At 70.2% G+C, this 25,632-nt stretch carries 30 protein-coding genes; 13 read left to right on the top strand and 17 right to left on the bottom strand.

Annotated features, from left to right (window positions below):
- Positions 1–215: 215 nt before the first annotated feature.
- A complete protein-coding gene (locus tag KCH87_RS11935) occupies positions 216–1,937 on the bottom strand; it encodes an RICIN domain-containing protein (protein WP_210585980.1) in 1,722 nt (573 codons plus the stop codon).
- A gap of 412 nt (positions 1,938–2,349) precedes the next feature.
- On the opposite strand from KCH87_RS11935, the gene galU reads away from it, so the two are divergent.
- Positions 2,350–3,303: a UTP--glucose-1-phosphate uridylyltransferase GalU gene (gene galU / locus KCH87_RS11930; protein WP_210585979.1), complete on the top strand. Its 954-nt coding sequence runs from the start codon at positions 2,350–2,352 to the stop codon at positions 3,301–3,303.
- Positions 3,304–3,433: 130 nt separating this feature from the next.
- Here galU and KCH87_RS11925 read toward each other — a convergent pair whose 3' ends face one another.
- Positions 3,434–3,871: a DUF4442 domain-containing protein gene (locus KCH87_RS11925; RefSeq protein WP_210586303.1), complete on the bottom strand. Its 438-nt coding sequence runs from the start codon at positions 3,869–3,871 to the stop codon at positions 3,434–3,436.
- Positions 3,872–4,065: 194 nt separating this feature from the next.
- On the opposite strand from KCH87_RS11925, the gene KCH87_RS11920 reads away from it, so the two are divergent.
- The 3 genes from KCH87_RS11920 to KCH87_RS11910 are packed head-to-tail and all read left to right on the top strand — an operon-like array spanning position 4,066 to position 5,129.
- Entirely contained in the window at positions 4,066–4,428 is a 363-nt protein-coding gene (locus KCH87_RS11920; RefSeq protein ID WP_210585978.1) for a DUF2089 domain-containing protein, read from the top strand.
- Positions 4,425–4,685: a hypothetical protein gene (locus KCH87_RS11915; RefSeq protein WP_210585977.1), complete on the top strand. Its 261-nt coding sequence runs from the start codon at positions 4,425–4,427 to the stop codon at positions 4,683–4,685. The genes KCH87_RS11920 and KCH87_RS11915 overlap by 4 nt, the downstream gene beginning before the upstream one ends.
- A 21-nt stretch (positions 4,686–4,706) precedes the next feature.
- Positions 4,707–5,129, top strand: coding sequence for a hypothetical protein (locus tag KCH87_RS11910; protein WP_210585976.1), 423 nt, complete (start codon positions 4,707–4,709; stop codon positions 5,127–5,129).
- Between the two features lie 210 nt (positions 5,130–5,339).
- Here the strand turns inward: KCH87_RS11910 and KCH87_RS11905 are convergent, their stop codons facing one another.
- From KCH87_RS11905 to KCH87_RS11890, 4 genes are all read right to left on the bottom strand, one after another.
- Positions 5,340–6,194, bottom strand: a complete 855-nt coding sequence (locus KCH87_RS11905; RefSeq protein ID WP_210585975.1) for a spermidine synthase — start codon at positions 6,192–6,194, stop codon at positions 5,340–5,342.
- Between the two features lie 93 nt (positions 6,195–6,287).
- On the bottom strand, positions 6,288–7,457 hold the full coding sequence (gene tuf / locus KCH87_RS11900) for an elongation factor Tu (RefSeq protein WP_210585974.1): 1,170 nt from the start codon (positions 7,455–7,457) through the stop codon (positions 6,288–6,290).
- 92 nt (positions 7,458–7,549) lie between these two features.
- Positions 7,550–7,714 carry a hypothetical protein gene (locus KCH87_RS11895; protein WP_210586327.1) on the bottom strand — a complete coding sequence of 55 codons (165 nt, stop codon included), beginning with the start codon at positions 7,712–7,714 and terminating at the stop codon, positions 7,550–7,552.
- The gene (locus tag KCH87_RS11890) at positions 7,711–8,433 is read right to left on the bottom strand and encodes a DNA alkylation repair protein (RefSeq protein WP_210585973.1); all 723 of its coding nucleotides are present in this window, start codon (positions 8,431–8,433) and stop codon (positions 7,711–7,713) included. The genes KCH87_RS11895 and KCH87_RS11890 overlap by 4 nt, the downstream gene beginning before the upstream one ends.
- Positions 8,434–8,482: 49 nt before the next feature.
- Here KCH87_RS11890 and KCH87_RS11885 point away from each other — a divergent pair, with 49 nt between their 5' ends.
- Complete coding sequence (locus tag KCH87_RS11885) at positions 8,483–9,253, top strand: TVP38/TMEM64 family protein (RefSeq protein WP_210585972.1); 771 nt, start codon at positions 8,483–8,485, stop codon at positions 9,251–9,253.
- Between the two features lie 10 nt (positions 9,254–9,263).
- On the opposite strand, the gene KCH87_RS11880 is transcribed toward KCH87_RS11885, so the two are convergent.
- Positions 9,264–10,433 (bottom strand): thiolase family protein, encoded by a 1,170-nt coding sequence (locus KCH87_RS11880; protein WP_210585971.1) that lies wholly within the window; start codon positions 10,431–10,433, stop codon positions 9,264–9,266.
- A gap of 109 nt (positions 10,434–10,542) precedes the next feature.
- On the opposite strand from KCH87_RS11880, the gene KCH87_RS11875 reads away from it, so the two are divergent.
- Positions 10,543–11,013 (top strand): helix-turn-helix domain-containing protein, encoded by a 471-nt coding sequence (locus tag KCH87_RS11875; RefSeq protein ID WP_210585970.1) that lies wholly within the window; start codon positions 10,543–10,545, stop codon positions 11,011–11,013.
- Positions 11,014–11,032: 19 nt separating this feature from the next.
- Here KCH87_RS11875 and KCH87_RS11870 read toward each other — a convergent pair whose 3' ends face one another.
- Positions 11,033–11,959 carry a PmoA family protein gene (locus KCH87_RS11870; RefSeq protein ID WP_210585969.1) on the bottom strand — a complete coding sequence of 309 codons (927 nt, stop codon included), beginning with the start codon at positions 11,957–11,959 and terminating at the stop codon, positions 11,033–11,035.
- On the bottom strand, positions 11,956–13,230 hold the full coding sequence (locus tag KCH87_RS11865; protein ID WP_210585968.1) for a Gfo/Idh/MocA family protein: 1,275 nt from the start codon (positions 13,228–13,230) through the stop codon (positions 11,956–11,958). Before KCH87_RS11865 ends, KCH87_RS11870 begins: the two co-directional genes overlap by 4 nt.
- Positions 13,231–13,490: 260 nt before the next feature.
- Between KCH87_RS11865 and KCH87_RS11860 the strand changes: the two genes are divergently transcribed.
- Complete coding sequence (locus KCH87_RS11860; RefSeq protein ID WP_210585967.1) at positions 13,491–14,366, top strand: undecaprenyl-diphosphate phosphatase; 876 nt, start codon at positions 13,491–13,493, stop codon at positions 14,364–14,366.
- Between the two features lies 1 nt (position 14,367).
- Here KCH87_RS11860 and KCH87_RS11855 read toward each other — a convergent pair whose 3' ends face one another.
- Entirely contained in the window at positions 14,368–14,928 is a 561-nt protein-coding gene (locus KCH87_RS11855) for a carboxymuconolactone decarboxylase family protein (RefSeq protein ID WP_210585966.1), read from the bottom strand.
- Between the two features lie 136 nt (positions 14,929–15,064).
- Between KCH87_RS11855 and KCH87_RS11850 the strand changes: the two genes are divergently transcribed.
- Positions 15,065–15,379, top strand: coding sequence for a helix-turn-helix domain-containing protein (locus KCH87_RS11850; protein WP_210586302.1), 315 nt, complete (start codon positions 15,065–15,067; stop codon positions 15,377–15,379).
- A gap of 111 nt (positions 15,380–15,490) precedes the next feature.
- Positions 15,491–15,670, top strand: a complete 180-nt coding sequence (locus tag KCH87_RS11845; RefSeq protein WP_210585965.1) for a hypothetical protein — start codon at positions 15,491–15,493, stop codon at positions 15,668–15,670.
- A gap of 42 nt (positions 15,671–15,712) precedes the next feature.
- On the opposite strand, the gene KCH87_RS11840 is transcribed toward KCH87_RS11845, so the two are convergent.
- The gene (locus KCH87_RS11840; protein ID WP_210585964.1) at positions 15,713–16,453 is read right to left on the bottom strand and encodes an SDR family NAD(P)-dependent oxidoreductase; all 741 of its coding nucleotides are present in this window, start codon (positions 16,451–16,453) and stop codon (positions 15,713–15,715) included.
- Between the two features lie 145 nt (positions 16,454–16,598).
- Between KCH87_RS11840 and KCH87_RS11835 the strand changes: the two genes are divergently transcribed.
- On the top strand, positions 16,599–17,075 hold the full coding sequence (locus KCH87_RS11835; RefSeq protein WP_210585963.1) for a nuclear transport factor 2 family protein: 477 nt from the start codon (positions 16,599–16,601) through the stop codon (positions 17,073–17,075).
- A 91-nt stretch (positions 17,076–17,166) separates the two neighbouring features.
- Positions 17,167–18,732 carry an apolipoprotein N-acyltransferase gene (lnt, locus tag KCH87_RS11830; RefSeq protein WP_210585962.1) on the top strand — a complete coding sequence of 522 codons (1,566 nt, stop codon included), beginning with the start codon at positions 17,167–17,169 and terminating at the stop codon, positions 18,730–18,732.
- Here lnt and KCH87_RS11825 read toward each other — a convergent pair.
- Complete coding sequence (locus KCH87_RS11825) at positions 18,656–19,561, bottom strand: Gfo/Idh/MocA family protein (protein WP_210585961.1); 906 nt, start codon at positions 19,559–19,561, stop codon at positions 18,656–18,658. The two genes, lnt and KCH87_RS11825, sit on opposite strands and share 77 nt — an antisense overlap.
- A gap of 156 nt (positions 19,562–19,717) precedes the next feature.
- On the opposite strand from KCH87_RS11825, the gene KCH87_RS11820 reads away from it, so the two are divergent.
- Both KCH87_RS11820 and KCH87_RS11815 read left to right on the top strand, forming a co-directional pair.
- Entirely contained in the window at positions 19,718–20,230 is a 513-nt protein-coding gene (locus KCH87_RS11820) for a DinB family protein (RefSeq protein ID WP_210585960.1), read from the top strand.
- Between the two features lie 78 nt (positions 20,231–20,308).
- Complete coding sequence (locus tag KCH87_RS11815) at positions 20,309–20,785, top strand: hypothetical protein (protein ID WP_210585959.1); 477 nt, start codon at positions 20,309–20,311, stop codon at positions 20,783–20,785.
- 32 nt (positions 20,786–20,817) lie between these two features.
- On the opposite strand, the gene KCH87_RS11810 is transcribed toward KCH87_RS11815, so the two are convergent.
- From KCH87_RS11810 to fabG, 5 genes are all read right to left on the bottom strand, one after another.
- The gene (locus KCH87_RS11810) at positions 20,818–21,339 is read right to left on the bottom strand and encodes a tetratricopeptide repeat protein (protein ID WP_210585958.1); all 522 of its coding nucleotides are present in this window, start codon (positions 21,337–21,339) and stop codon (positions 20,818–20,820) included.
- Positions 21,340–21,444: 105 nt separating this feature from the next.
- Positions 21,445–22,128 carry a uracil-DNA glycosylase gene (gene ung, locus KCH87_RS11805; protein ID WP_210585957.1) on the bottom strand — a complete coding sequence of 228 codons (684 nt, stop codon included), beginning with the start codon at positions 22,126–22,128 and terminating at the stop codon, positions 21,445–21,447.
- A gap of 81 nt (positions 22,129–22,209) precedes the next feature.
- Positions 22,210–23,799, bottom strand: coding sequence for an ABC transporter substrate-binding protein (locus KCH87_RS11800; RefSeq protein WP_210585956.1), 1,590 nt, complete (start codon positions 23,797–23,799; stop codon positions 22,210–22,212).
- A 184-nt stretch (positions 23,800–23,983) separates the two neighbouring features.
- A complete protein-coding gene (locus tag KCH87_RS11795; protein ID WP_210585955.1) occupies positions 23,984–24,745 on the bottom strand; it encodes an SDR family oxidoreductase in 762 nt (253 codons plus the stop codon).
- A gap of 13 nt (positions 24,746–24,758) precedes the next feature.
- Positions 24,759–25,520 carry a 3-oxoacyl-ACP reductase FabG gene (fabG, locus tag KCH87_RS11790; protein ID WP_210585954.1) on the bottom strand — a complete coding sequence of 254 codons (762 nt, stop codon included), beginning with the start codon at positions 25,518–25,520 and terminating at the stop codon, positions 24,759–24,761.
- Positions 25,521–25,632 lie beyond the last annotated feature (112 nt).

Raw genomic sequence — 25,632 nt, 5'->3', positions numbered from 1 at the left:
CACTCCTTCGGTGTGCGGGCACGCCGATGTGCACCGCGGATGCGCCGGGCGCCCTTGGCTGCGTTCGCCCTCTGAACGCACTATGCGACAGAACCGACTTGACACTCCGTTAGGCACCCCGGGCGCGGCGGGAAAACTATGCCCGCGGGTGACTCGTGTCAATGGACTGAGCAAGACCCGAAGACGGGGTCACCCCGGGCGGAGCGACCCCGTGATCACTGGAGTGCGGCTTCAAGAGTTGTGACAGCGGACGCGGCGGTTGCCGCCACTGCGTCCACGACGTGGACCTCGTCGGCCGGCGCCTTCGGCGCCTCGGGTTCGGCCGCGGCCTGAACCGATCGCGTCTGGTACTGCTGGGTCGGACCGTCGGGGTCCTGCTGCGAGGGCTGGTCCGGAGCCTTGCGTACGTCCGGATCGGCGGAGCCGGACTCGCCCGGCTCCTCGTCCCCCGGTTCGAGCACCCACCTCTGGTCCCGGGATCCGTCCCGGTCGGTGACGACCACGTCGTCCCCCGCGCTGGGCGCGACGGCCTGTCCCTCACGCCAGCGGAGCAGGAGTTCGCCGTGCACGGTGAGGTCGTACTGCACCTGCCCCGCGTGCACCACACACCCGGCCAGGGCGACCGATCCCCGGTCGGCGTCGGAGCCGAGGCAGAGGGCCGGATCGGCGAGGCTGCGCAACAGGCCGTCGTTCTCGTACGACCACTGCTGCGACCCCGCGGACGAACAGGCCGCCAGTACGGCTGCCGTACCGGACTCGACCCGGCCGTCGCTCACATCGAGGCAGGCGTCGGCGGCCGGGTTGCGGAACCTGCCGCGTCCGACCTCCGACGGCCGCTGCGCGGAGGCGGACGACGGCTCGGACGCCGCGCTCGGCCGACTGGAACTGCCGCTGGGCACGCCCCAGGTGGCCTGCGCGCTCGGGACACCGTTGTCATCGGACCAGCCCTTGGCGGTGAGGACGGTGGCCAGCAGTGCGAGGGAGATCAGGCCGACTCCTACGACGACGGCCTTGGTGTGCCGTCTGGCCGGGGCGAAGGCGCCGGCGGGCACGGGCCGGTGGCGTCCGCCGCTTCTCGGACGGCCGAGCACGTGCGCGGCGGGCGCATTCCGGGGGCCGCCGCGGCCCGGCCGTGAGTCGAGATAGCGGACCGCGCCCCAGCCGAGCACCGTTTCGGCGAGCAGCACTTCCAGGCCGCCCTCGAAATGACTGAGCTGCTCGGCGGCGTGACGGCAGTACCGACACTCCATCAGATGACGTTGGACATCGGGCAGCAGAGCCCCGCCGCGGCGAATCGGAACGTCGAGGAGACGGTTGTAGAAGCGGCATTCGGCAGAGGGCGCGAGTTCCCGGTGGGCACGCACACAGCCCGCCCGGAATTGCTCGCGAACCTGCTCCAGAGCAGCTGTCGCGGTGCCCGAATCCACCCCCAACAGACCAGCTGGTACGGATATGGGTTCGGCCTCGACCTCGGTGTGCCAGAGCAGACATTGCGAAGCCCCCGGAAGACCCCGGAAAGCGCGTTCTGCGAGCCGTCGCCTTTCCGGCGTCACGGAGCGCGCCGCAAGCAGCCCGCGACCGCCGGTCGGTTTGCGGAGTTCGGGCAGTACAGCGGAAATGGTCTCCTCGGCGGCCCACTCCTTGACCGTGTCCCGTACGGCCGCGAGGAGACGGGGGCGCAGGGCACCGCCGGTCGGCCGCACGAGCACCCGATGGAACGCGGCGGTGGCCACCATCGACGCGGAACTCTCCGCGGAGGCCAGACAGATGACAGCGTAGTCATAGGTCGCCCGCCAGTGCCGGGCGAGCAGCAGCGCGACGGCACGGCCACCGCCGTCGGGTCCGTTCAACTGGGCGACGAGATTGCGGTCGGACTCCCCCGGGCTCGTTCCGGGGCGGGGCGGGTAAGGGGGCCGTGGGGGGTTAGGAGATTGCACTGAACCATTTCCTTCCAAGCCGCTGGACGGCAAAGCGAATGCCCGCCCGTCGGAAAAGCAGGTGCGTGATTGGTGCAGACCACAGAAAAGGACGCTGACCTTTACCTTCTCGCGGGGAGGCTCACCTTCGCACAAACGACTCACAGGGAACAAGGAGTTCGAGTGACCGATGTTCAAAACGAGAGAAATTCAGAACTGTTACCAAGGGTATCCGCACCCGCATTCGAAAAAGTGCCGGAGCGCGACCGTCAAGTTGTGTGCAGCCAAAGCCGATTGGCACACGAAATCTCCAACTTTCGTTGGACCGACGGGAGTCGGCACAGCCGGTCAGCCGCTTTCCGGAACCGGTTCCACAGCGACCTCCCAAGATTTTCTCGGGGTGTTCTCATCCGCGTCCGCCAGCATGGGCCGCATGGTCTCCCCCCACCCCACCCCCACCTCTGACACCCCCCGCACGATCCGCAAGGCGGTCGTCCCGGCCGCCGGGCTCGGCACTCGGTTCCTGCCCGCGACGAAGGCCACGCCGAAGGAGATGCTCCCGGTCGTCGACAAGCCCGCCATCCAGTACGTCGTCGAGGAAGCCGCCGCGGCCGGACTCGACGACGTCCTGATGGTCACCGGCCGCCACAAGCGGGCCATCGAGGACCACTTCGACAACGCCCTCGAACTGGAACAGGTCCTCGCGGCCAAGGGCGACACCGTGCGCCTCGACGCCGTGCGCGACCCGGCACGCCTGGCCAACATCCACCACATCCGCCAGGGCGAACCACTCGGCCTCGGACACGCGGTGCTCTGCGCCCAGAAGCACGTCGGCGACGAGCCGTTCGCCGTCCTCCTCGGCGACGACCTGATCGACCCGCGCGAGACCCTGCTCAGCCGGATGCTCGACGTCCGCGACCGGTACGAGGGCAGCGTCGTCGCCCTCATGGAGGTCCCGCCGGAGCAGGTGCACCTCTACGGCTGCGCGGCCGTCGAGCCGACCGGCGAGGACGGCGTCGTACGCGTCACGGGTCTGGTCGAGAAGCCGGCACACGAGGACGCGCCCAGCAATCTCGCCGTCATCGGCCGCTACGTCCTCGACCCCGGCGTCTTCGACACACTGGAGCGCACCGCGCCGGGTCGCGGCGGCGAGATCCAACTCACCGACGCCCTCCAGGAACTCGCCGCGGGAGGCACGGTCCACGGGGTCGTCTTCGACGGGCTGCGGTACGACACCGGCGACAAGGCCGACTATCTGCGCACGGTGGTCCGACTGGCGTGCGACCGGCCCGACCTGGGGCCCGAATTCGTGGCCTGGCTCAGGGAGTTCGTCACCGGGCTCGAGGGCGCCGGCGAGGCGCGGCCCGGGGAGCGGTTCGCCGCCTGACCGGGGCGCCCTCCCGCTGCCGTACGACGGCCCGGGGCGCTCATGTTGCCGTACGAAGGCCCGGGGCACACCCGTTGCCGTAGAAAGGCCCCGGGGTACGCCCCGGGGCCTTCGTCTTCACGGCAGGTGCTCAGCCATTGGGCCGGAGTGTCCACACCACGGTCATCTCTCCGGTGACGGCGCCGTCCTCACGCTGGATGGCGACGGTCACCGGGAACTCCGGGCGCTTGCCCTCGTCGAGTTCGGCGACGACGTCGGCGACGGGGCGGCCGAGGGTGGCGGTGGCCGTGACCGGGCCCAGGGCGATCTTCTTGAAGGCGATCTCGGCAGTGACCGGGAGTGGCACGGCCCGTGAGAGCTGGTCCCCGAAGGCGGCCAGAACGATCGCGCCGCTGGCCGACTCTCCGAGGGTGAACATCGCCCCGGCGTGCGGACCGCCGACGTGATTGCGGTACTCGCTCTGGTCCGGGAGGGCCAGCACGGCCTTCTCCGGAGTGGTCTCCAGGTACTCCAGGTTCAGGGTGCGAACCATCGGCACCGTGGCGGCGAGCAGTTCGCCGATCGACATCTGGTCTGCGCTCATGACCGGCATGTTACCCACGAGTAGCCAGGCCTGGCCAGATCTATGCGTTGCCGATGTCGTCGTAGCGACCACACCCGCCGGTGATCGGATTGAGAAAATTAAGATTTTTGCGTTGCATGCTTAAAAAAATCAATGTACAAATGAATGGCAGGTACGTAGCCACAGCAAGGGAGTCGAGGGTGGACTGGCAGGAACTGACTGACCTGACGCGTGGACAGCCGTTCGTGGTCGAGCGGGTCCGCCTCGCTGGCAGCGGTGTCGCGATCGAGGGGCAGTTCGAGCCGCCGCAGCTGGCTCAGCTCAGCGTCGACGACCAGGTGTTCGTCGCCGCGTTCGTACGGTCGCACGGGTCGATCAAGGAGATGGAGCGGACCTTCGGGGTGAGCTACCCGACGGTCAAGTCCCGGCTGAACCGGATCGCCGAGCAGCTCGAGTTCGTCGACACCGACCCGGCGCCCAGCGGCGCGGACGTCGTCGACCGCCTGCGGCGGGGGGAGATCAGTGCCGAGGAGGCGCTGGCCGAGCTGGAGAAGTCTCGGTGATCCCGCAGCTGGTGACGGTGCGCTATCGCCGTTCCGACGGACGCCGACGGCGGCTGTACGTCCCCGTCCTGCCCGTGCTGCTGGTGCTCTCGCCGCTGCTGCTGCTCGCCGTGGTGGGCGGAGTGGTCGCCTGCCTCATCACCGAGGTGAGCCCGGCGGGTGCGCTGCGCGGCGTCGGCCGACTGCTGTGGGCGCTGCCCGGCACCCGTTTCGAGATCGAGGAGGGCCGAACGGCCTTCCTGGTCAGCATCAGATGAGCCAGAGAGCAAGGAGTACCGATGAACGAGCAGCGCCGCCAGATCCTGGAGATGCTGGCCGAGGGCAAGGTCACCGCGGACGAGGCCGAGCGGCTGATCGAGGCCCTCGAACGACAACAGCCCGAGGCGCCACCGGGTGCGGCGTCCCGCCCGAAGGCCCGGCCCAAGTACCTGCGCGTGGTGATGGAGGACGACTCCGGTGACGGGTCGAGCCGGATCAACATCCGGGTCCCGCTACAGCTGCTGCGCGCCGGGGTCCGGCTCACCAGCCTGATCCCTCCGCAGGCGGTCACCAAGGTCAACGCGCAGCTGAACAAGCAAGGGGTGCCGATCGATCTCGGCGAGCTCAAGCCACAGCACCTGGAGGAGCTCATCGACCAGCTCGACGACGTCACCATCGACCTCGACGACCCCGACTCCAAGATGCAGATCTACTGCGAGTGACACCACCACGGCGCCCGGCACCCACCGGAATTACGGGGTCAGGCGGCCGTCCGGCCGACCGGTGGCCGCGGGGGCTCAACCGGTCGCGTCGGGTTCCGGGGAATCCGCAGACGACCTAGCGCGGTTTGCGGCCTACGGCCACGCCAGGGGCGGCCAGTTACCCGATCAGGCCGAACGGCGCCAGCAAGACCACCGCCGTGAAGATCCTCTCTACCCTCCGATGCCGAACGCGCCGTCGGGGGGCTCGGGGGACGGGACGGCGTTCTCGTCCCGGACCGGACGCGCGCCGCCGGTGAAGTGCCGCAGGGCGGGCCCGTGTTCGACGCGGGCCGGGAAGGCGTCGGACGCGGTGAGCCGGGCCAGCGCGCCGACGTCGACGGGGTGGTGCGCGGCGACGAGCACCGCGTTGCCGAACCGCCGGCCGCGCAGGACCGCCGGTTCGGCGATCAGCGCCAGGTCCTCGAACACCGTGGCGAAGGTGGCGAGCTGGGAACGCAGGAAGGCGAAGGGCGCGGCGTCGGCGAGGTTGGCGAGGTAGACGCCGCCGGCCCGTAGCACCCGGTCGGCCTCCCCGGCGTAGGCGACCGACGTCAGGTGCGCCGGGACACGGGAGCCGCCGAACACGTCCGCGACGATGACGTCGGCCGAGTCGCCGGGCGCCGCCCCCAGCCAGGCGCGTGCGTCCGCCGCGTGCAGGGCGATACCGGCCCCGTCCGGGAGCGGAAGGTGTTTGCCGACCAGCTCCAGCAGCCCACGGTCGGCCTCCACCACGTCCTGCCGGGAGCCGGGCCGGGTCGCGGCCACATACCGGGGCAGGGTGAGCGCTCCCCCACCGAGGTGCAGGACATCCAGCGGACGCCCTGCTTCCCCGACGATGTCGAGCACGTGCCCGAGCCGCCGCGCGTACTCGAACTCCAGATGCACCGGATCGTCCAGGTCGACATACGACTGCGGCGCCCCGTCGACCGTCAGCAGCCAGGCCCGCTTCCGATCGATGTCGGGCATGAGCTTGGCTGTGCCGTGGTCGACGGGGCGGGTGACGGGTACGGGCTCGTCGTTCACCATGCCATTGTGCCCGGGCTGAGCGCCCCGTCAGGGGCGCGGGGAACTGCGCGACCAGCCACATACGGCCCGCAGTCCCCCACTCACAGCACCCCCTCACACGACGGCAGTCACGGTCCCCGCCCCGACGGTCCGCCCGCCCTCACGGATGGCGAATCCCAGCCCGGGCTCCAGAGGAACCTCGCGCCCCAACTCGACAGTCATCGTGACCGTCTCCCCGGGCCGGGCGACCCCCACCTCACCGAGGTCGACGTCACCCACCACATCCGCGGTCCGGATGTAGAACTGCGGCCGATACCCGGTCGAGACGAGCGTCGTACGCCCACCCTCACGCGCCGACAACACATAGACCTGCGCCGAAAACCGACGACTGGGCACCACACTGCCGGGCGCGGCCACGACGTGCCCGCGTCGGACCACATCGCGGGCAACCCCACGCAGCAGCAGCGCCACGCTGTCCCCGGCCTGCGCCTCCTCCATCGGCTTGCCGAAGGTCTCCAGGCCGGTGACCACGGTGTCGACGGAGGCGCCGAGCACTTCGACACGGTCGCCCACGCGGACCGTGCCGCGCTCGACCGCGCCCGTCACCACCGTCCCCCGGCCGGTGATCGTGAGCACGTTCTCGACGGACAGCAGGAACGGCGCGTCCAAGTACCGCTCGGGCGTGGGCACATACGTGTCCACCGCGTCGAGCAGCGCCTCGATCGACGCCGCCCAACGGGGGTCCCCCTCCAGCGCCTTGAGCCCGGAGACCCGTACGACCGGTACGGCGTCGCCCCCGTAGCCGTGCGCGGTGAGCAGGTCGCGGACCTCCAACTCGACCAGGTCGATGAGCTCCTCGTCTCCGGCGTCAGCCTTGTTGAGGGCGACGACGATGTGGTCCACGCCCACCTGCCGGGCGAGCAGCACGTGTTCGGAGGTCTGCGGCATGATCCCGTCGAGCGCGGAGACGACGAGGATCGCCCCGTCGAGCTGCGCGGCCCCGGTGACCATGTTCTTGACGTAGTCGGCGTGGCCCGGCATGTCCACGTGCGCGTAATGCCGGGTGTCGGTCTCGTACTCGACGTGCGCGATGTTGATGGTGATGCCGCGCGCGGCCTCCTCCGGCGCCCGGTCGATCCGGTCGAACGGAACGAAGGACGCGGCCCCGCGCTCGGCGAGGACCTTGGTGATGGCGGCGGTCAGAGTGGTCTTGCCGTGGTCGACGTGGCCCATGGTGCCGATGTTCAGGTGCGGTTTCGTGCGGACGTATGCCGTTTTCGACATGGCGGTACCTCGAAGTCTCTTTGTGGAGAGCGGGGACCCCATGGACTTGCCGACCCTCCCCCTGCGGGGTCCGCCGGACGATCCGGAGAGGGTCAGCTTCGGGCGCCGTCGGCAGCGGCCAGGAAGATCGCGACGGCAGCCTTCGGAGCATCCGCGACTGCGGATGCTGCAACGACGAAGGCGTACCGGAACATGGCTCCGATCATTGCCGACGCTTTGCCCGACGTCGAACGATTTATCGGGGCATCGGAGTTCACGCTCCGATGTTCTTCAGCGCCTCCCGCACCGACAGCGGCGCGAACCGGCCTTGTTCGCGCGCGACGAAGGCGCGTACGGCGTCCGGGTCGGTCTTGGCGTACTCGCGCAGGCACCAGCCGATCGCCTTGCGGATGAAGAAGTCCGGGTGGCCCGACTGCTCCAGGCAGTAGGCGAAGAGACGTCGGCCGTCCGTGCGTTCCTTGTAACGCAGCTGGTGGAGCAGGGCCGTGCGGGCGATCCACAGGTCGTCGTCGACGATCCAGGCGTCCATCTCGGTCTTCAGCTTCGGGTCGGCGGCGACCAGTCCTCCCACTACGTGGGAGGCGAGTGCGTCGACGGTGTCCCACCAGGGGACGGTGCTCACCAGGTGCCGGGCCACCGGCAGGAAGCCCGAGGAGCAGCGGCCCACATGGCGGCGCAGATAGTCGACGGCGAAGTAGTGGTACTCGCGCTCGGGCAGCTGCCAGCAGCGCAGGGCGATCGCGGTGCAGTCCGCCTCGCCGGGGCGGGGTACGCCCTCCAGGACGGCGCGGGACAGGGTGCGTCGGGCCGGCGTCGTGAGGCCGAGGAAGGGAGCCACGTCCTTCATGTACGCCCGCATGGCCACGGCACGCTCCGGGTCCGCCGCGGCGGCGTAGGTGACGGTGAGCCGCGCGATGACGGTGTCGGCAATGTCACTGCGGGGTACGTTCTTTGTTCCCCCTCCTGTGACGCTCATGAGACGAACCATACGGCGATCACACACCTGCGTCGGTTAGTGTCGCCGAATGCTCGATGCCACCACCCGCTCTGGGGGCACCGCAACCACGGCCCCTCCCGCGGCCGCCGCCACGGAGCTCACCGCCGCCGCACCCACTCCGACGGGCTTCGCCACGCGTTGCACGAGAGCCCTGGTGTCGCCGTGGTCACGGCTGTCCCTGCTCCTCGCACTGCTTGCGGCGGGCGGGGCGTCGGTGCTGCTCTTCGAGCCCCAGAAGCTCATGGCGCAGGGCTGGCCGCCACAGGTCGGCGGTCCCACGGCGCTGGTGGTCTTCACCGTGGCGTACGGACTGGTCACCGTGGCGTTCGTGCCGCGGCCGCTGCTGAACCTCGCGGCCGGCGCGCTCTTCGGCTCCGCGCTGGGAATGGGTGCCGCGATGGCCGGCACCGTGCTCGGGGCCGGGATCTCCTTCGCGCTCGGCCGGATGCTCGGCCAGGACGCCCTGCGCCCGCTGCTGCGCGGCCGGTTGCTCAAGGCGGCGGACAACCAGTTCAGCAAGCACGGTTTCCGTTCGATGCTGGCGGTGCGGCTGTTCCCGGGAGTGCCGTTCTGGGCCGCGAACTACGCCGCTTCCGTCTCCCGCATGGGCTACTTCCCGTTCCTGCTGGCCACTGCGCTCGGTTCGATCCCCAACGTCGCCGCGTACGTCGTCGCCGGCGCCCGGGCCGGGGCGCCGACGTCTCCGGTGTTCCTGATCGCGGTGGCGGCCATCGCGCTGCCGGCTCTCGCCGGTGCGGTGCTGGCCTGGCGCAAGCGCCACCACCTGCGCCGCCGCTGAGCCGGGCGGATCAGACCGACTCGATGACCATCGCGTTGGCGAGCCCGCCCGCCTCGCACATCGTCTGTAGGGCGTAGCGGGCGCCGCGCTCCCGCATCGCATGCACCAGCGTCGTCGTCAGGCGGGTTCCGCTCGCGCCGAGCGGGTGACCGATGGCGATCGCACCGCCGTGCACATTGACCTTGGCGAGGTCGGCGCCGGTCTCCTGCTGCCAGGCCAGCACCACGCTGGAGAACGCCTCGTTGACCTCGAACAGGTCGATGTCGTCGAGGGACAGGTTCGCCCGGCGCAGCACCTTCTCGGTCGCCGGGATCACGCCGGTGAGCATGAGGATCGGGTCGGAGCCGGTGACGGCGAAGCTGTGCAGCCGGGCCAGCGGGCACAGGCCCAGGCGGGCGGCGGTCTCGCTCGAGGTGATGAGCACGGCCGAGGCGCCGTCGTTGACGGGACTGGCGTTGCCCGCGGTGACGTTCCACTCGATCTGCGGGAAGCGCTCGGAGAACGCCGGGTCGTGGTAGGCGGGCTTGAGGCCGGCCAGGATCTCCGGGGTGCTGGACGGCCGTACGCACTCGTCGCGAGTGATGTCGTCCAGGGGCGCGACCTCGGCGTCGAACAGCCCGGCGTCCCAGGCCGCGGCGGCCTTGCGGTGCGAGGCGACCGCGAAGGAGTCCATCTGCTCGCGGGTGATCGACCACTTGGCGGCGATCAGCTCGGCACTGATGCCCTGCGGGACGAGTCCTTCGGGGTAGCGCTCGGCGACGCCGGGGCCGAAGGGGTCCTTGCCGGGCGGGACGTTCGACCACATCGGCACCCGGCTCATCGACTCGACGCCGCAGGCGACGACGAGGTCGTACGCGCCCGAGATGACGCCCTGGGCCGCGAAGTGCACGGCCTGCTGGGAGGAGCCGCACTGGCGGTCCACGGTGGTCGCCGGGACGGTCTCCGGGAAGCCGGCCGACAGAGCGGCGTACCGGGTGGTGTTCATGGCCTGCTCGCCGACCTGGTCGACGGTGCCGCCGATCACGTCGTCGATCAGCGCCGGGTCGACGCCGGAGCGGGCGACGAGGGTGCGCAGGGTGTGGGCGAGGAGCTCGACGGGGTGGATGTGCGCGAGGGAGCCGGTCGGCTTGCCCTTGCCTATCGGGGTGCGTACGGCTTCGACGATGACTGCGTCACGCATGGTGCGGGCCTCCGCGACTGGACAACTGCACGACTACCGGTCAGTAGGAAATTCAAACTCACAATAGCCCTGTGGGTTGGGAAATCAAACCCTCCCCTAGACTGGCGTCATGGCCGCCACGAAAGACGCCCGCCCCTGCTCCATCGCCGACTCCCTGGCGCTCGTCGGTGAGAAGTACTCCCTGCTCGTCCTGCGGGAGGTGTGCCTCGGCAACGGCCGTTTCGACCAGCTCGTGCGCAACATCGGCGCCCCGCGCGACATCCTGGCCACCCGGCTGCGCCGCCTCGTGGACGCGGGGCTCCTCACGAAGCGCGCCTACAGCGAGCGCCCGCAGCGCTTCGAGTACCGGCCCACACAGGCGGGGCTCGAACTGGAGCCGGTCCTGGTGACCCTCATGGCATGGGGCGACCGCCATCTCCGTAAGGACGACGATCGCCCCATGGTGATCGAGCACGGCTGCGGCAACGAACTGGTCCCCGTCGTCACCTGCTCCGCCTGCGGCGACCCAGTGCGCCACGAGGACCTCACGGCCCATCCGCAGGCACCGGGCTGGACGGTGTCGGGACCGACAGCGGCGTAAGCCTTCAACGCCGCTGTCTTCACCAGGGGTGCGCCTCCAGGTACTTGGCGACCTCCGCCCGCTCCCAGGCTCCGTCGGCCACGACGACCCGGTAGCGGCGGGTGAGCGTGTCGCCGGGAGCGAGCTCCAGTTCTTCGAAGAAGGCCCATGAGGGGGCGACGCCGGCGAAGGGCTCATTGCGGACGAACCAGTGGGCGGGATGGGCCTCTTGGGCACCGAGGTGGTCGTTCTCGGGGGCGTGCGCGAAGACGAGGGTCGCGTGGCCGTCGGAGCCGTCGTGCTCGCCGGAGAGGGCGAGCCAGGGCGCCTGGGTGCCCATCAGCTCCGGGCCCTCGGCGTCCGGCCCGATGATCCGCCCGTCCCGGAAGGCACGAGGGCCGCGCCAGAACAGGCCCGTGTAGCCGGCCATCTCACGCCCCGCGGTGGTCGGACTGCCGAACCGCAGCGGCTCGTCGCGCCGGTTGGTGACGGCGGTCGTCCAGGTCAGCGCCCAGGAACCGGCCCCCGGATCGACGTCGTGCACCTCGATCCGGCGCTCCTCCTGGGCCCACAGCTCGCCGCCGTACGGGTGCCAGGTCAGCCGCTCGGCGATGACGGCGCGGTCCCCGTCCGAGGAGATCTCGTCGAAGCCGACGTGCGCCATCGATCCGACGCGATCGGGGAGTTCGAGATATCCCTGTCCGTGCACATAGGTGTTGCCGCCCCACAGATTCGCCCCGGACAGATGCGAGGCCGTGAGCGACAGGCCCTTGTGCCAGCGGTGGTCGTTGGGCCGGTAGTCGGTGACGACGTCGCCCGCGAGGGTCCGGATCGGATGGACGTACGGCCTCGGCGCCTCCCAGGCGGCCTCCGGCCGGTAGACGTAGGCGAGGAGCTCCACACCGGTGCCCGGCTCGGTCACGGTGATGTGGTCACCGTGGGTGTGTGTGATGCGCAGCCTGGTCACGCGGACACCTCCGCGGGCGCCCAGCCTGCCACGCCCCCGTGCATCGCCACGTAGAACGGGTCACCCGGGCCGATCTCGCCCGCCTTCACCGTCGTGTCCGTGAAGGCCGACTTGTAGAGCGCGGCGATCAGTTCCAGGCTCGTCCGCCCGTCCGCGCCGCTGCTGCGCGGTCGCTCCCCGGCCCGCATGCTCGCGACCAGCTCGCGCAGCTGCGCGAGATGCGAACTGGGCACGTCCTGACCGAAGTCCTGCCAGTCCGCGGCCAGTTCGGCGGGCACGCCGGGCGCCGGAGTGATGCGCCAGTCGGCATTGCGGTGGCCGTAGAGGTGGGTGAGCTCGACGGTGGCGCGGGCGCAGTCGATGCGGATGCGGCTGACCTCGTCGGGCGACAGGACGCTGTTGACGACGGTCGCCAGCGCACCGTTCTCGAAGCGGACCAGGGCGGTGGAGACGTCCTCCGTCTCCACGTCGTGCACCAGCCGGCCGGCCATCGCCCGGACCTCGCTCCACGGGCCGAGCAGATCGAGCAGCAGATCCATCTGGTGGATCCCGTGGCCCATGGCCGGGCCACCGCCCTCGGTCTGCCAGCGGCCGCGCCAGGGCGCGGCGTAATAGGCGGTGTCGCGGTACCAGGTGGTCTGGCAGTGCGCGACCAGCGGGCGCCCCATGGCCTGTTCGGCGAGCAGCCGTCGTACGTGCCTGGAGCCCGAGCCGAAGCGGTGCTGGAAGACGATGGCGGCATACGGCCCGCCGTTCTCGCCCTCCGCAGCCTCGACCGCGTCGAAGTCGGCCGGCGTCGGCACGGGCGGCTTCTCGCACCACACCCAGGCACCGGCCCGCAGCGCGGCAATGGTCTGGTCGCGGTGGAGCGTGGGCGGAGTGCAGATGGTGACGAGGTCGGGCCGATGCTCCCGGAGCATCAGCTCCAGGTCGGTGCAGGCGTGCGGAATGCCGCTCTCCGCGCAGAAGGTCTCCACCGAAGCGGCGTCGATGTCGACGGCGGCGACGACCTCGACCTCCCCCTCCTCGGCGAGCCGGGCCAGCGCGGGGAGATGCGAGTCACGTGCGATCGCACCGGTGCCGACGACGGCGACCTTGATACGGCGGCCGTCGAGCGGGGCGGAGTGCGGACCGGCGGAGTGGTGACCAAGCGGGCCCGGTGATGTCGGCTGCGGTTCGGCAGCGCCCTGAAGGGGCGCGGGGCTGGGTCGATTTGCGGCTCCGCCGCGGGGCGCGACCGGCCGCGACGGGCCCGTCTCGGCTGCGGACATGGACGTGATCAGCACTCCTCCGGGGAACGAGCAGGGCTCCCCAGGGAGCCAGCAAGCGCTTTCTCGACCGCTGCAACGTAAGCGCCGCCCCCGCCGCAGGTCAACACCGGGAACCCGGGGTGAGTGCCCGGCTTCGAAACCCCTGTGCCAGGCCTGTCATCCCGGGACGCTACGCTGCCCCTCGACACCTGCGATCACCACACCCGCGGCTCGGCGTACCCGTCACTCCGGCCCGATCAGCACTTGGACCCCGAAACTTCATGTCTTGGTTTGAATCCCTCATCCTCGGGCTCGTCCAGGGGCTGACCGAGTTTCTGCCCGTCTCTTCCAGCGCGCATCTGCGGCTGACGGCGGCCTTCTCGGGCTGGGAGGACCCGGGCGCGGCCTTCACGGCGATCACCCAGATCGGCACGGAGGCCGCGGTGCTGATCTACTTCCGCAAGGACATCGGGCGGATCATCTCGGCGTGGTCGCGGTCGCTCACCAACAAGGCCCTGCGCAAGGACCACGACGCGCAGATGGGCTGGCTGGTGATCGTCGGCTCGATCCCGATCGGTGTGCTCGGCGTGACGCTCAAGGACCAGATCGAGGGGCCGTTCCGCGATCTGCGGATCACGGCGACCATGCTGATCGTGATCGGCATCGTCATCGGCGTCGCCGACCGGCTGGCGGCTCGCGACGAGAGCGGCGGCCGGCACCGCGCGGCCAAGCAGCGCAAGCAGCTCACGGACCTGAACGTGAAGGACGGCCTGATATACGGCGTCTGCCAGGCCGCGGCCCTCATCCCCGGCGTCTCCCGCTCCGGCGCGACGATCAGCGGCGGCCTCTTCATGGGCTACCAGCGTGAGGCCGCGGCCCGCTACTCGTTCCTCCTCGCCATCCCCGCCGTACTCGCCTCCGGCCTCTTCGAGCTCAAGGACGCGATGGAGAACGACCATGTCTCCTGGGGGCCGACGATCTTCGCGACGGTGATCGCGTTCGTCTGCGGGTATGTCGTCATTTCCTGGTTCATGAAGTTCATCTCGACCAAGAGCTTCATGCCGTTCGTCTGGTATCGCATAGCGCTCGGCATACTGATCGTCGTGCTGGTGACGATGGGCGTCCTGAGCCCGCACGCGGCGGAGTCGGCGGGCTGACCTACCCCGTCGGCAGGGCGAGCGCCCAGGGCTCCGGCTCGATGTCCAGCCCGTTGGCCACGTAGGCGATCGTGCGGTACCACCCGGCGAGGACGAGGAACTCCAGCGCCTCGGCCTCGCCGAGGTGTTTCCGCAGCCCCTCCCATGTGGCATCGCCCAGCCGCGAGCCGGCGTGGAGTTCGTCGACGGCGCGGAGCAGTGCCGTCTGACGGGGGGACCAGGCCGGGTCGTCCGGGGTGCCGGTCGCGGTCCGGGCGACCTGCCGCGGAGTGAGACCGGCCGTCTCGGCGTACGACGCCATGTGGACGCCCCACTCGTACGCACAACCGCACCGGGCGCAGACACGGGCGATCACGATTTCGCGGTCGGCGTCGCTCAGCCTGCCGTGGGCAAGGAGTCCGGAACCCAACGCCCGCATACGGGAGGCGAGTTCCGGATGCCGCTCCAGGACCTTGAAGAGCATCAAGGGCTCCTGAGTGACGCCCGGCGGCATCCAGCGGCGCAGGGAGCGGTCCGTCTCGGGGGCGTAGGGCGGTACGACACCTTCGATGCGCTGCTTCATACACCCCACTGTTGCGCTTCTGAAATCGAAGCGCAAGAGTGGGAAGCGAGAACGGCGACTGCGGAGAGGACGCGACGTGGGAGAGACCCCCGTCCCCGGACGCCCGGTGCGCGGATCCACCACCGGCCGCCCGGTCATGGCCGCGCTGGACCTGCTGGGCAGACGCTGGATCCTGCGGGTGATCTGGGAACTCCACCAGCACGGCGGACCGATCGGCTTCCGCGACCTACAGCGCCGCTGCGACGGCATGTCCTCCAGCGTGCTGTCCACCCGCCTGACCGACCTGCGCGAGGCGGGTCTCGCCACCCCCACCCCCGAGTCCACCTGGCACCTCACCCCACTCGGCACGGATCTCGTCACCGCGATGGGCCCGCTCCTGGACTGGTCGCGGGTGTGGGCCGAGCGGCAGGGCTCACTCGACCCGCACACGACGGACCCCAACCCCTCCTAGCGTTGCGGGACTTGCCTCACACAGTTGCCGCCGGCACCCGTGACCAACCACATACGGAATGAGTAGCGGTCCGGTAGCGCACTGTCAGTGCTTGCCCCTAGGCTTGTCCGCATGTTCCCCGATTCCGTGGCCTCTGGTTCCATGCGGTCTGCTGCCGAGGTGAACGAGCAGATCCGCGCGCTGTGGATGCGCGCGGGCGGCTCACTGTCGGCCCAGGAGCGTGTGGAGTACGAGCTGTTGGTGGTCGAATGGGCGGCCGCGATCCGCGGTGATGTCATCGAAGCGGCCTGAGCGTTCGCCCAGTGGCACGACGCCGTTCCGCGAGCCCGTGGGTCAGCGCCCGCCCGACACCCGTAGCACCGCCCCCGTCGCGTAGGACGCGTCCGGGGACATCAGCCACGCCACCGCCGCGGCGATCTCCTCGGCCTGCCCCGGACGCCGCAGCGGGATCGTGGCGGCCGCCCGCCGGGCCCGGTCCGGGTCGCCCATGGCCGCGTGCATCCCGGTGTCGATGATGCCGGGGGCGACGGCGTTGACGCGGATGCCGTCCGGGCCGAGTTCCTTGGCCAGGCCCAGGGTCAGCGCGTCGACAGCCGCCTTGGTCGCCGCATAGTGGACATAGTCGCCGGGGCTGCCGAGGGTCGCGGCGGCCGAGGAGATGTTCACGATCACGCCACTGCGCCGCGCCGCCATCAGCTGTGCCGCACGCCGCGAACACAGCAGCGTGCCCAGCAGGTTGACGTCGACGACCCGGCGCAGGTCCGCGGGGTCCGTGTCCGCGAGCCGCCCCAGCGGACCGGTCACCCCGGCGTTGTTCACCAGCCCCGTCACCGGCCCGAGTTGCTCCTCCGCCGCCTCGAAGAGCCGCGCCACATCCACCTCGACCGATGTGTCCGCCCGCACCGTCGCCGACCGACCGCCGGTCTTCCGCACCCCGTCGGCGACCGTCTCGGCGGCCTCGGCGTCCCGCGCGTACCCCACCACGACGTCGTGCCCCTCCGCCGCGAGCCGCAGACAGGTCGCGGCGCCGATGCCCCGGCTACCGCCGGTGACCACGGTGACGGGGCGGCTCATCGGTACCTCCTGGCTGGCATACGGCGTGAAGATCGCCCCAGAATCGCAGATACGGGGACGTCTGCCGGAACGAGCAGGGTGAACGGCGCTCGAATATCGCCGCGTACCCCTTGGCTCGGCCCGTCACATGCCCAAAACTGAGCCGATGACGCAGCGTGTGGAGCTAGCCACCGTGATGGACCGGATGGCAGTCGACGAAGTGATCACCGACTATGCGGTGGCCGTGGACGACGGCAACTGGGAGGCGTACCGGGAATTGTTCACGGCGGACGGCCGGGCGGACTACCGTTCGGCCGGCGGAATCGAGGGGGACGCCGGGAAAATCGCCGCCTGGCTCGCGGAGAGTATGCAACTGTTCCCCATGCGGCAGCATCTGATCGTCAACCGCCGGGTGCGGTTCGGGATCCGGGAGCAGGACACCGGCGACACGGCCCGTGTACAGGCCGACTACGTGAATCCGATGCGGTTCGCCGGCGACGACGGCGGCTCGGCCGCCCCGGACTTCCTCTGCGGCGGCCGATACGCCTTCTCGCTGCTGCGGACGTACGACGGCTGGCGACTGCACGAGGTCTTGGTGCAGGAGAAATGGCGCCGCGTGCCCGACCGGCAGCCGACGCCCTGACCGACCCGGGGTGATCAAGTCGGCCGATGCCGTCTGTCCCGAGATCATCCGGGCGCGCACACTGGAGGGACACCGGTCTGGGAGGCGCCGTATGAAGTTGTTCGGGCAGTGGCTCACCTCCCCCTGGCGTCGGTCCACGCTCGCTGCCCTGGCCGGCGCGCTGCCCGTGCTCGCGTTCCCCGCGCCGTCCCTGTGGTGGTTCGCGTACATCGCCCTCGTCCCCTGGATCGTGCTGATCCGCTCCGCACCGACCGGCAAACGGACGCTGTACGACGGCTGGTCCGGCGGGTTCGGGTTCGTGCTGGCGATGCACCACTGGCTGCTGCCGAACCTGCACGTGTTCACGTTCGTCATAGCGTCCCTGCTCGGCGCGCTGTGGGCCCCCTGGGGCTGGCTGGTACGGCGTTTCCTGGCCGGGGTGCCGTCCCCGGGCCGTGTCGCCGGCGCGCTGGCGGTGCTGCCCGCGGGCTGGCTGATGGCCGAGCTGGTCCGGTCCTGGCAGGGACTCGGCGGGCCGTGGGGCATGATCGGTTCCAGCCAGTGGCAGGTGGAGCCCGCGCTGCGGCTGGCCTCGGTCGGCGGCGTGTGGCTGCTGAGCTTCCTGGTGGTGGCCGTGAATGTCGCGGTCGCCGTGCTCGTCTCGGTCCGCGAGTCCCGGATGCCCGCCGTGGCCGGAATCGTCGCGACGGCCGCCGCCACCTCGGCGGCCTGGGTGTGGTCGCCGCGGCCCGAGGTGGACGGACAGGCGCGGATAGCCGTCGTACAGCCGGGCGTCATCACCGGTCCCGCCGACCGGTTCACCCGCGAGGAGCAGCTCACCCGCGAGCTCGTGGGCCAGGACCTCGACCTGATCGTCTGGGGTGAGAGCAGTGTCGGCTACGACCTGAACGACCGGCCCGACCTCACCCGGAGGATCGCCGCGCTCTCACGCGAGACCGGAACGAACATCCTGGTGAATGTGGACGCACGGCGCTCCGACCGCCCCGGCATCTACAAGAGCTCGGTCCTCGTCGGCCCGGACGGCCTTACCGGCGCCCGCTACGACAAGATGCGGCTCGTCCCCTTCGGCGAGTACGTCCCGTTCCGCTCGGCGCTCGGCTGGGCGACCTCCGTCGGCGAGGCTGCCGGGGAGGACCGCAGGCGCGGCACCGAGCAGGTCGTCATGGACGCCGGGCAGGGACTGCGGATCGGGCCGATGGTCTGTTTCGAGTCCGCGTTTCCCGACATGAGCCGCCATCTCGCCGACGACGGCGCCGACGTACTGATAGCCCAGTCCTCGACCTCGACGTTCCAGCAGAGCTGGGCCCCCGAGCAACACGCCTCGCTCGCCGCGCTGCGCGCCGCCGAGACCGGCCGCCCGATGGTGCACGCGACACTGACCGGCGTCTCGGCCGTCTATGGGCCCAGCGGCGAGCGCGTCGGCCACTGGCTCGGCACGAGCGCGAGCGCCTCACAGGTGTACGACGTGCCGCTCGCCCGGGGTGTCACCCCGTACGTCCGCTTCGGCGACTGGCCGGTACAGGCCGCGCTGCTGATCATGGTCGCGTGGTGCGCCGTCGAGGGCGTACGGACGCTCCGGTTCAGGCGGCCCGCTCCTGAACCGCGTGAACGACCCGCTCGCACAGTTCGTGAGTGGCCAGCGCGTCACGAGCACTGAGCACCTTGCCCGCGCGCACCGCGTCGAGGAAAGCACCCGCCGCCTGCTCGATGCCGCGCTGCCGGGCCACCGGCACCCAGTCCCCGCGCCGCCGCACCGTCGGCTGCCCCTTGTGGTCGATCACCTCGGCGAGGTTGACCACCTGACGCTTGGTGTCCTGCCCGGACACCTCCAGGATCTCCTCCGCCGAGCCGCTGAGCCGGTTCATCACACCGAGTGCGGTGAACCCGTCCCCGGCGAGCTGGAGCACCACGTGGTGCAGCAGTCCGCCCTCGGTCCGGGCGCGGACGGTCACGTCGTCGACCGGGCCGGGCGCCAGGAAGCGCAACGTGTCCACGACGTGGATGAAGTCGTCGAGGATCATCGCGCGCGGCTCCTCCGGCAGCCCGATCCGGTTCTTCTGCATCAGGATCAGCTCGCGCGGATGATCGGCGCACTGCACGTAGCCCGGGGCATGGCGCCGGTTGAACCCGACGGCAAGACTCACATTCCGCGACTCCGCCAGCGCCACCAGCCGCTCGGAGTCGGCGAGTTCGTACGCCAGCGGCTTGTCGACGTACGTCGGGACGCCCGCCTCCAGCAGCCTGGCGACGATCTCGGGGTGCACGACGGTGGGCGCGTGCACGAAGGCGGCGTCGAGGTCCTGGGCGAGCAGCGCGTCCAGGTCCCGGTGCCGCCGGGCGTCGGGCAGGTGGAGGCCGTCGGCGACCCGGGCGAGCGTCGCGGGCGTGCGGGTCTGGAGGTGCAGCTCGATGTCCGGCTGCGCTCCCAGCACCGGCAGGTAGGCCTTCTGCGCGATGTCACCGAGTCCGATGCAGCCGACCTTCACGGGGTGCGCTCCTCTGACGGTTGTTTGCCGGGGTTTCCCCGGAAGCATACGGCGACCGCGGTGGCCGCCGGTCGGCGATCCGGTCGTTTGACGGGATGCTCGGCGAACAGTCGTAAATGCCTGGTGGGACGGGGCGGGTTGGGTCAGGATGCGGGCATGACGACAGAGCGCCGCGAACCCGCCAACACCGCTGACGAACGCACGATGCTGGAAGGCTGGCTGGACTACCACCGGCAGACCCTCGCCTGGAAGTGTGAGGGTCTCAGCGATGCCCAGCTCAGGACCGCTTCCGTGGAGCCGTCCGAGCTGACCTTGATGGGGCTGGTGCGGCACATGGCCGACGTGGAGCGGAGCTGGTTCCGCAGGGTGCTCGCGGACGAGGACGCGGGGCCGATCCACTACAGCGACGAGGACCCGGACGGCGAGTTCCACCTCACCGTGGCGGACACCTGGGACGAGGCCAGCGCCACGTGGGAGGCCGAGATCGAGGCCGCCCGGCGCATCGCCGCCCGCTTCGGATTGGACGACATCACCGAGGGCAAGCACCGGCGCACGGGCGAGCGGTACAACCTGCGCTGGATCTACACCCACATGATCGAGGAGTACGCACGGCACAACGGCCACGCCGACCTGATCCGTGAGCGGGTCGACGGCGCCATCGGCGACTGACGTCAGAGATCACCCGTGCGGGGCATCCTGGGCTTGTCCGGTGTCCCAAAGAGCGACGGACCCAGCAGAGTTGCGCGGGTGCATCGAACCACGACCACCGCAACGCTTCTGGTCACCGTGGCCGCCTCGGCCCTCTCCGGCTGTGTGACGGTCCCGCGCCCGGCGTCGGGTCCTCCGGCTCCGCCGTCCCGGTCGGTTCCGGCCCGGCCCGACGGCACCGCGGAGCCGCAGATCGTGCAGGCGCCGGCGCGGGAGGCGCTGGAGCTGGTCGGGCCGCGGCGGGACCCGACGCCGACGGCATCGGTGTCGCGGCCACCGGCGACCGCGGCTCCGCCGCCGGTCCGGGAAGCGCCGGCCTCACGACCCGGGCAACGCCGGCAGGAGGCCCGGCGTCCGAAGGTCGCGCCATCGCAGGGGCCGCGCGTCGAGCTGCCCAAGATGACCGAGCCGATTCCCACGGATGCCGGCGATGTCTGCGCGCTGGGCAGAAAGTACGGCGGTTGGCAGCAGGACAGCCCGGAGTCGAGGATCTGTAGTCAGGCGTACGGGCGTTGAGGGCGCGACTGCCCGCAGCCGGCCGAGACGCTCTACAACCGCTGCCGCGGCGGCCCCCATCCCCCGTCCCCCGCAGAACCCCCCTCCCCCAACCGCATTTCCAGCCGGCTGATGGCCGCCCGCACCCCATCCCCATACGGGTCGTCTCCCAGCGCATCCACCGCACCTCGCGCCTGCCGGATATGCGCACGCGCGGCCACGGAGCGGCCCAGCTTCACATAGTCGGCGGCCAGATTCAGATGCAGCGACGGATACAGAGCCCGTGCGGCGGGCGCCCCTTCGTGCTGGGCGAGCCGCTCGTCGGTCAACTCCTCCGCTGCCGTCAACGCCCGTAGATCCCAGTCGAGTTCATCCATGGGATCGTCCTGCACGTCGGCCATGTAGTGCGCCAGCGTGCAGCGGTGCAGCGGATCCCCCGTCTCGCCGATCTCCGCCCACAGGTCGAGGAAGCGGTGGCGGGCCTCCTCGCGGTCGCCCGCGTGGTGCAGGATGACGACCTGGCCGATCCGCGTCATCACCGCATCCGCCGCCACCTGCTCCGGTCGCTCCGCCACCGCACCCTCCCACCACTCACCGACGTCGCTCTCTGACGACGCTAACGGCAGCCACTGACAATCCCGGCGAGGCGGGGCCGACCCATGAGGCCGGCCCGCTCCAGGTCAGCGCAGGTTCGGGATACGCCAGTCGATCGGCTCATGGCCCTGCCCGGCGACGGCCCCGTTGATCTGCGTGAAGGGCTGGGAGCCGAAGAACTTCTTCGCCGACAGCGGGGAGGGGTGCGCGCCCTTCACGACCACGTGGCGCTCCTCGTCGATCAGCGGGAGCTTCTTCTGCGCGTAGTTGCCCCACAGGACGAAGACCGCCGGGTCGGGACGGCCGGCCACGGCCCGGATCACCGCGTCGGTGAACTTCTCCCAGCCCTTGCCCTTGTGCGAGTTGGCCTCGCCGGCCCGGACCGTGAGCACCGCGTTGAGCAGCAGGACGCCCTGCTCGGCCCACGGCATGAGATAGCCGTTGTCCGGCACGGGCGTGCCCAGCTCGGCCTGCATCTCCTTGTAGATGTTGCGCAGGGAGGGCGGGGTCCTCACTCCCGGGCGGACCGAGAAGCACAGGCCGTGCCCCTGGCCCTCGCCGTGGTACGGGTCCTGACCGAGGATCAGGACCTTCACCCGGTCGTACGGCGTCGCCGCCAGCGCGGCGAAGACCTCCTCGCGCGGAGGGTAGACGGGACCCCTCGCTCGCTCCTCCTCGACGAACTCCGTCAGCTCCTTGAAGTAGGGCTGCTGAAGTTCGTCGCCCAGGACCCCGCGCCAGGACTCGGGCAGCATGGCGATGTCGGTCACGTCGACTTCCTTACGATGTGCGGTCGCTTCGATGCCCCAGAACCTACCGGCGACCACTGACAATCGACGCGGCCGACCGCGCTACCAGCTGGTCTTGCGGTACAGCTCCCACATCATCATGATCGTCGACGGGTCCAGCGCCCGCTCCGCGCCCGCGACCTCCTCGCTCGCGGCCACGTACTGCCTGCCCTGCCACAGCGGGATCAGCCGAGCGTCGTCGACCAGGATCTGCTGGGCCTCCTCGAACTCCCGCACCACGTTGGCACGGTCGCTCTCCTGGCGGGAGCGGGGCAGCAGGTCCCCGGTGATCTCGGGCGCCGGGTAGGGCGTACCGAGCGCGTTCTGCTCACCGACGAACGGGGCGATGAAGTTGTCGGCGTCCGGGAAGTCGGCGAACCAGCCGCGCCCGAACACCGGGTACTCGCCCTTCTGGTAGCCCGCCACATAGGTCTTCCACGGGCGGCTCTTGAGGGTGACCTTGAAGAGCCCCGACTCGTCGAGCTGGCGCTTGAGCTCCTCGAACTCCGCCTTGGTCGCGGAACCGTAGCGGTCGCTGGTGTACCAGAGCGTGAGCGGAACAGGGTCGGTGATGCCCGCGTCGGAGAGCATCTGGCGGGCCTTGGAGGTGCTGGGGTCGCCGAAGTCGTCGAAGAAGCCGGTGGTGTGGCCGGTCAGTCCCTTCGGGACCATGGAGTACAGCGGCTCGACGGTGTCCTTGTAGACGTGGTGCGCGATCGCCGCACGGTCGACGACCTGGGCGACGGCCTTGCGTACGGCGGCCTTCGCGGCCCAGGGGTCCTTCGGGTTGAACACCAGGTAGTTGATCTCGGTGCCGGAGCCCTCGACGAGCTGGATCTCGCCCTTGGAGTCCTTGCCCTGGAGGTCGACGATGTCATCGGCGGCGAGCCCGCGGAAGGCGACGTCGAGGTCCTTGTCCTGGAGCGCGCCGGTCAGGGTGGGCGAGTCCTGGAAGTAACGGATGGTCACCGCATCGTTTCTGCGGTCCGCATATCCCTTGTACGAGCCGTTTCCGACGAGCTCGGCCTGCTTGCCGTCGTCGTAGGACTCAAGGGTGTACGGCCCCGACCCGACGACCCCGTCGTCCTCGCGCAGCGCGTCGGCCGGGTAGGCGTCGGGGGCGACGATCGACATGGCGGGTGTGGCGAGCACGAAGGGGAAGGTGGCGTCCGGCTGGTTCAGGTGGAAGACGACCTCGCGGTCGCCGAGGGCCTGGACCCGGTCGAGGCTGCCGAGCAGACCGGCGGGTCCGCCGTTGACGTTGATCTCTTTGATCCGGTCGATCGAGTGCTTGACGGCCTTCGCGTCGAGCGCGCTGCCGTCGGAGAACGTCAGGCCCCCGCGCAGCTCGCAGCGGTACGTCGTGTTCGTCGCGTCGGTGAAGTCGCAGCTCTGAGCCGCGTCGGGCTGCGGGGCCGTAGCACCGAAGGGATAGCTGAGCAACGTCTGGTAAATGTTGCGGAACAGCTCCCAGGAGCTGTCCCAGGACGCGGCGGGGTCCAGGGTGCTGGGGGCGCTGGTCGTCCCGACGACGATCGCCCCGTCCTCGTCGGAGGCGTCCGACGACAGCACCCCGCACCCGGCCACCAGGGACGATATGGCCGCGATGGCCGCCACGTTCCGCAGGCCTCGGTTCCGGTTGAACACGCGCATGCTCCTCGATCTGCCGTACCAAGGGTCGGCAGACCATATCGCAGCCGTGCGGCGGCGGAACCATCCGTGCGCATGGCACTTGATCAGCGGATCTTTGACGACGTTGTCATGGGTCTCTGCACGCCGGACATGTCGACACGGGCGCCGTTTCCGTCAACCGGCGCCCGTGTCGATTCCGCGTGGGTCAGGCGCCGACGCCGGCGTTCAGGAAGATGCCGCCGTCGATGACGAGGGTCTGGCCGGTGATCCAGTCGGACTGTGCCGAGGTGAGGAACGCGGCGGCGCCGCCGATGTCGGAGGGTACGCCGAGCCGGCCCAGTGGGTAGGACGCCGCGGCCTCCGCCTCCCGCCCCTCGTACAGTGCCTGCGCGAACTTGGTCTTGACGACGGCCGGGGCGATCGCGTTGACCCGCACCTTGGGCGCGAACTCGTGGGCGAGCTGTGCGGTCAGGTTGATCAGTGCGGCCTTGCTGACGCCGTATGCGGCGATGAAGGGCGAGGGCGCGATGCCCGCGACGGAGGCGATGTTGACGATCGCGCCGCCGTTGTCCTTCTGCCAGGCGTACCAGGTCTTCTGCGCGAAGCCGAGTGCCGAGATCACATTGGTCTCGTACACCTTGCGCGCCACGTTCAGGTCGAGGTCGGCGAGCGGGCCGAACACCGGGTTCGTACCGGCGTTGTTGACCAGGAAGTCGACCCGGCCGAAGGCCTCCATGGTGCGCTCGACGGCGACGGCCTGGTGGGCCTCGTCGTGCGCCTTGCCTGCCACGCCGATGACACGGTCGGCGCCGAGTGCCTCGACGGCCTCCTTGAGGGCGTCCTCGTTGCGGCCGGTGATGCACACGCGGTCACCGCGCGCGACGAGCGCCTCGGCGACGCCGTAGCCGATACCGCGGCTGGCGCCGGTGACGAGCGCGACCTTGCCCGAAAGCTCCGGGAGTTCCATGAAAGTGATCCCCTTAGTCGAGCGGTCCGCCGGCGATGTACAGCACCTGGCCGGAGACGAATCCGGCGGCCTCGCCGGTGAAGAAGGCGATCGCGTTCGCGATGTCGGCCGGCTCGCCGACGCGCTGCACGGGGATCTGGGTGGCGGCCGCGGCCTTGAAGTCGTCGAAGCCCATGCCGACCCGGTCGGCGGTGGCCTTGGTCATCTCGGTGGCGATGAACCCGGGGGCGACCGCGTTGGCGGTGACGCCGAACTTGCCCAGCTCGATGGCGAGGGTCTTGGTGAAGCCCTGCATGCCGGCCTTGGCGGCGGAGTAGTTCACCTGGCCGCGGTTGCCGAGCGCGGAGGACGAGGAGAGGTTGACGATCCGGCCGAACTTGGCGTCCACCATGTGCTTCTGGCAGGCCTTCGACATCAGGAAGGCGCCGCGCAGGTGCACGTTCAGGACGGTGTCCCAGTCGGTGACGCTCATCTTGAACAGCAGGTTGTCGCGGAGCACGCCCGCGTTGTTGACGAGGATCGTCGGCGCGCCGAGCTCCGCCGCGATCCGGGCGACGGCCGCTTCGACCTGCGCCTCGTCCGAGACGTCGCAGCCGACCGCGATCGCCTTGCCGCCCGCCGCGGTGATCTGCTCCACGGTGTCCTTGCACGCGGCCTCGTCGAGGTCGATCACGGCGACCGCACGGCCCTCGGCGGCCAGTCGTACGGCGGTGGCGGCACCGATACCGCGCGCGGCACCGGTGACCACGGCTACCCGCTGCTCAGTGGTGGACATTGCTGCTTCTCCTCGCCCTCGAGAACGTACGCCCATCTGGTGAGCGACCGCTTAGTACCTTCAGCAGACGTGACGCTAGAAGCCCTGGCACCCGGTGTCAACGCCACACGAC

This window comes from Streptomyces sp. GESEQ-35 (assembly GCF_017948485.1).
Classification (GTDB): domain Bacteria; phylum Actinomycetota; class Actinomycetes; order Streptomycetales; family Streptomycetaceae; genus Streptomyces.
This window is presented reverse-complemented; position numbering and strand designations above follow the sequence as displayed.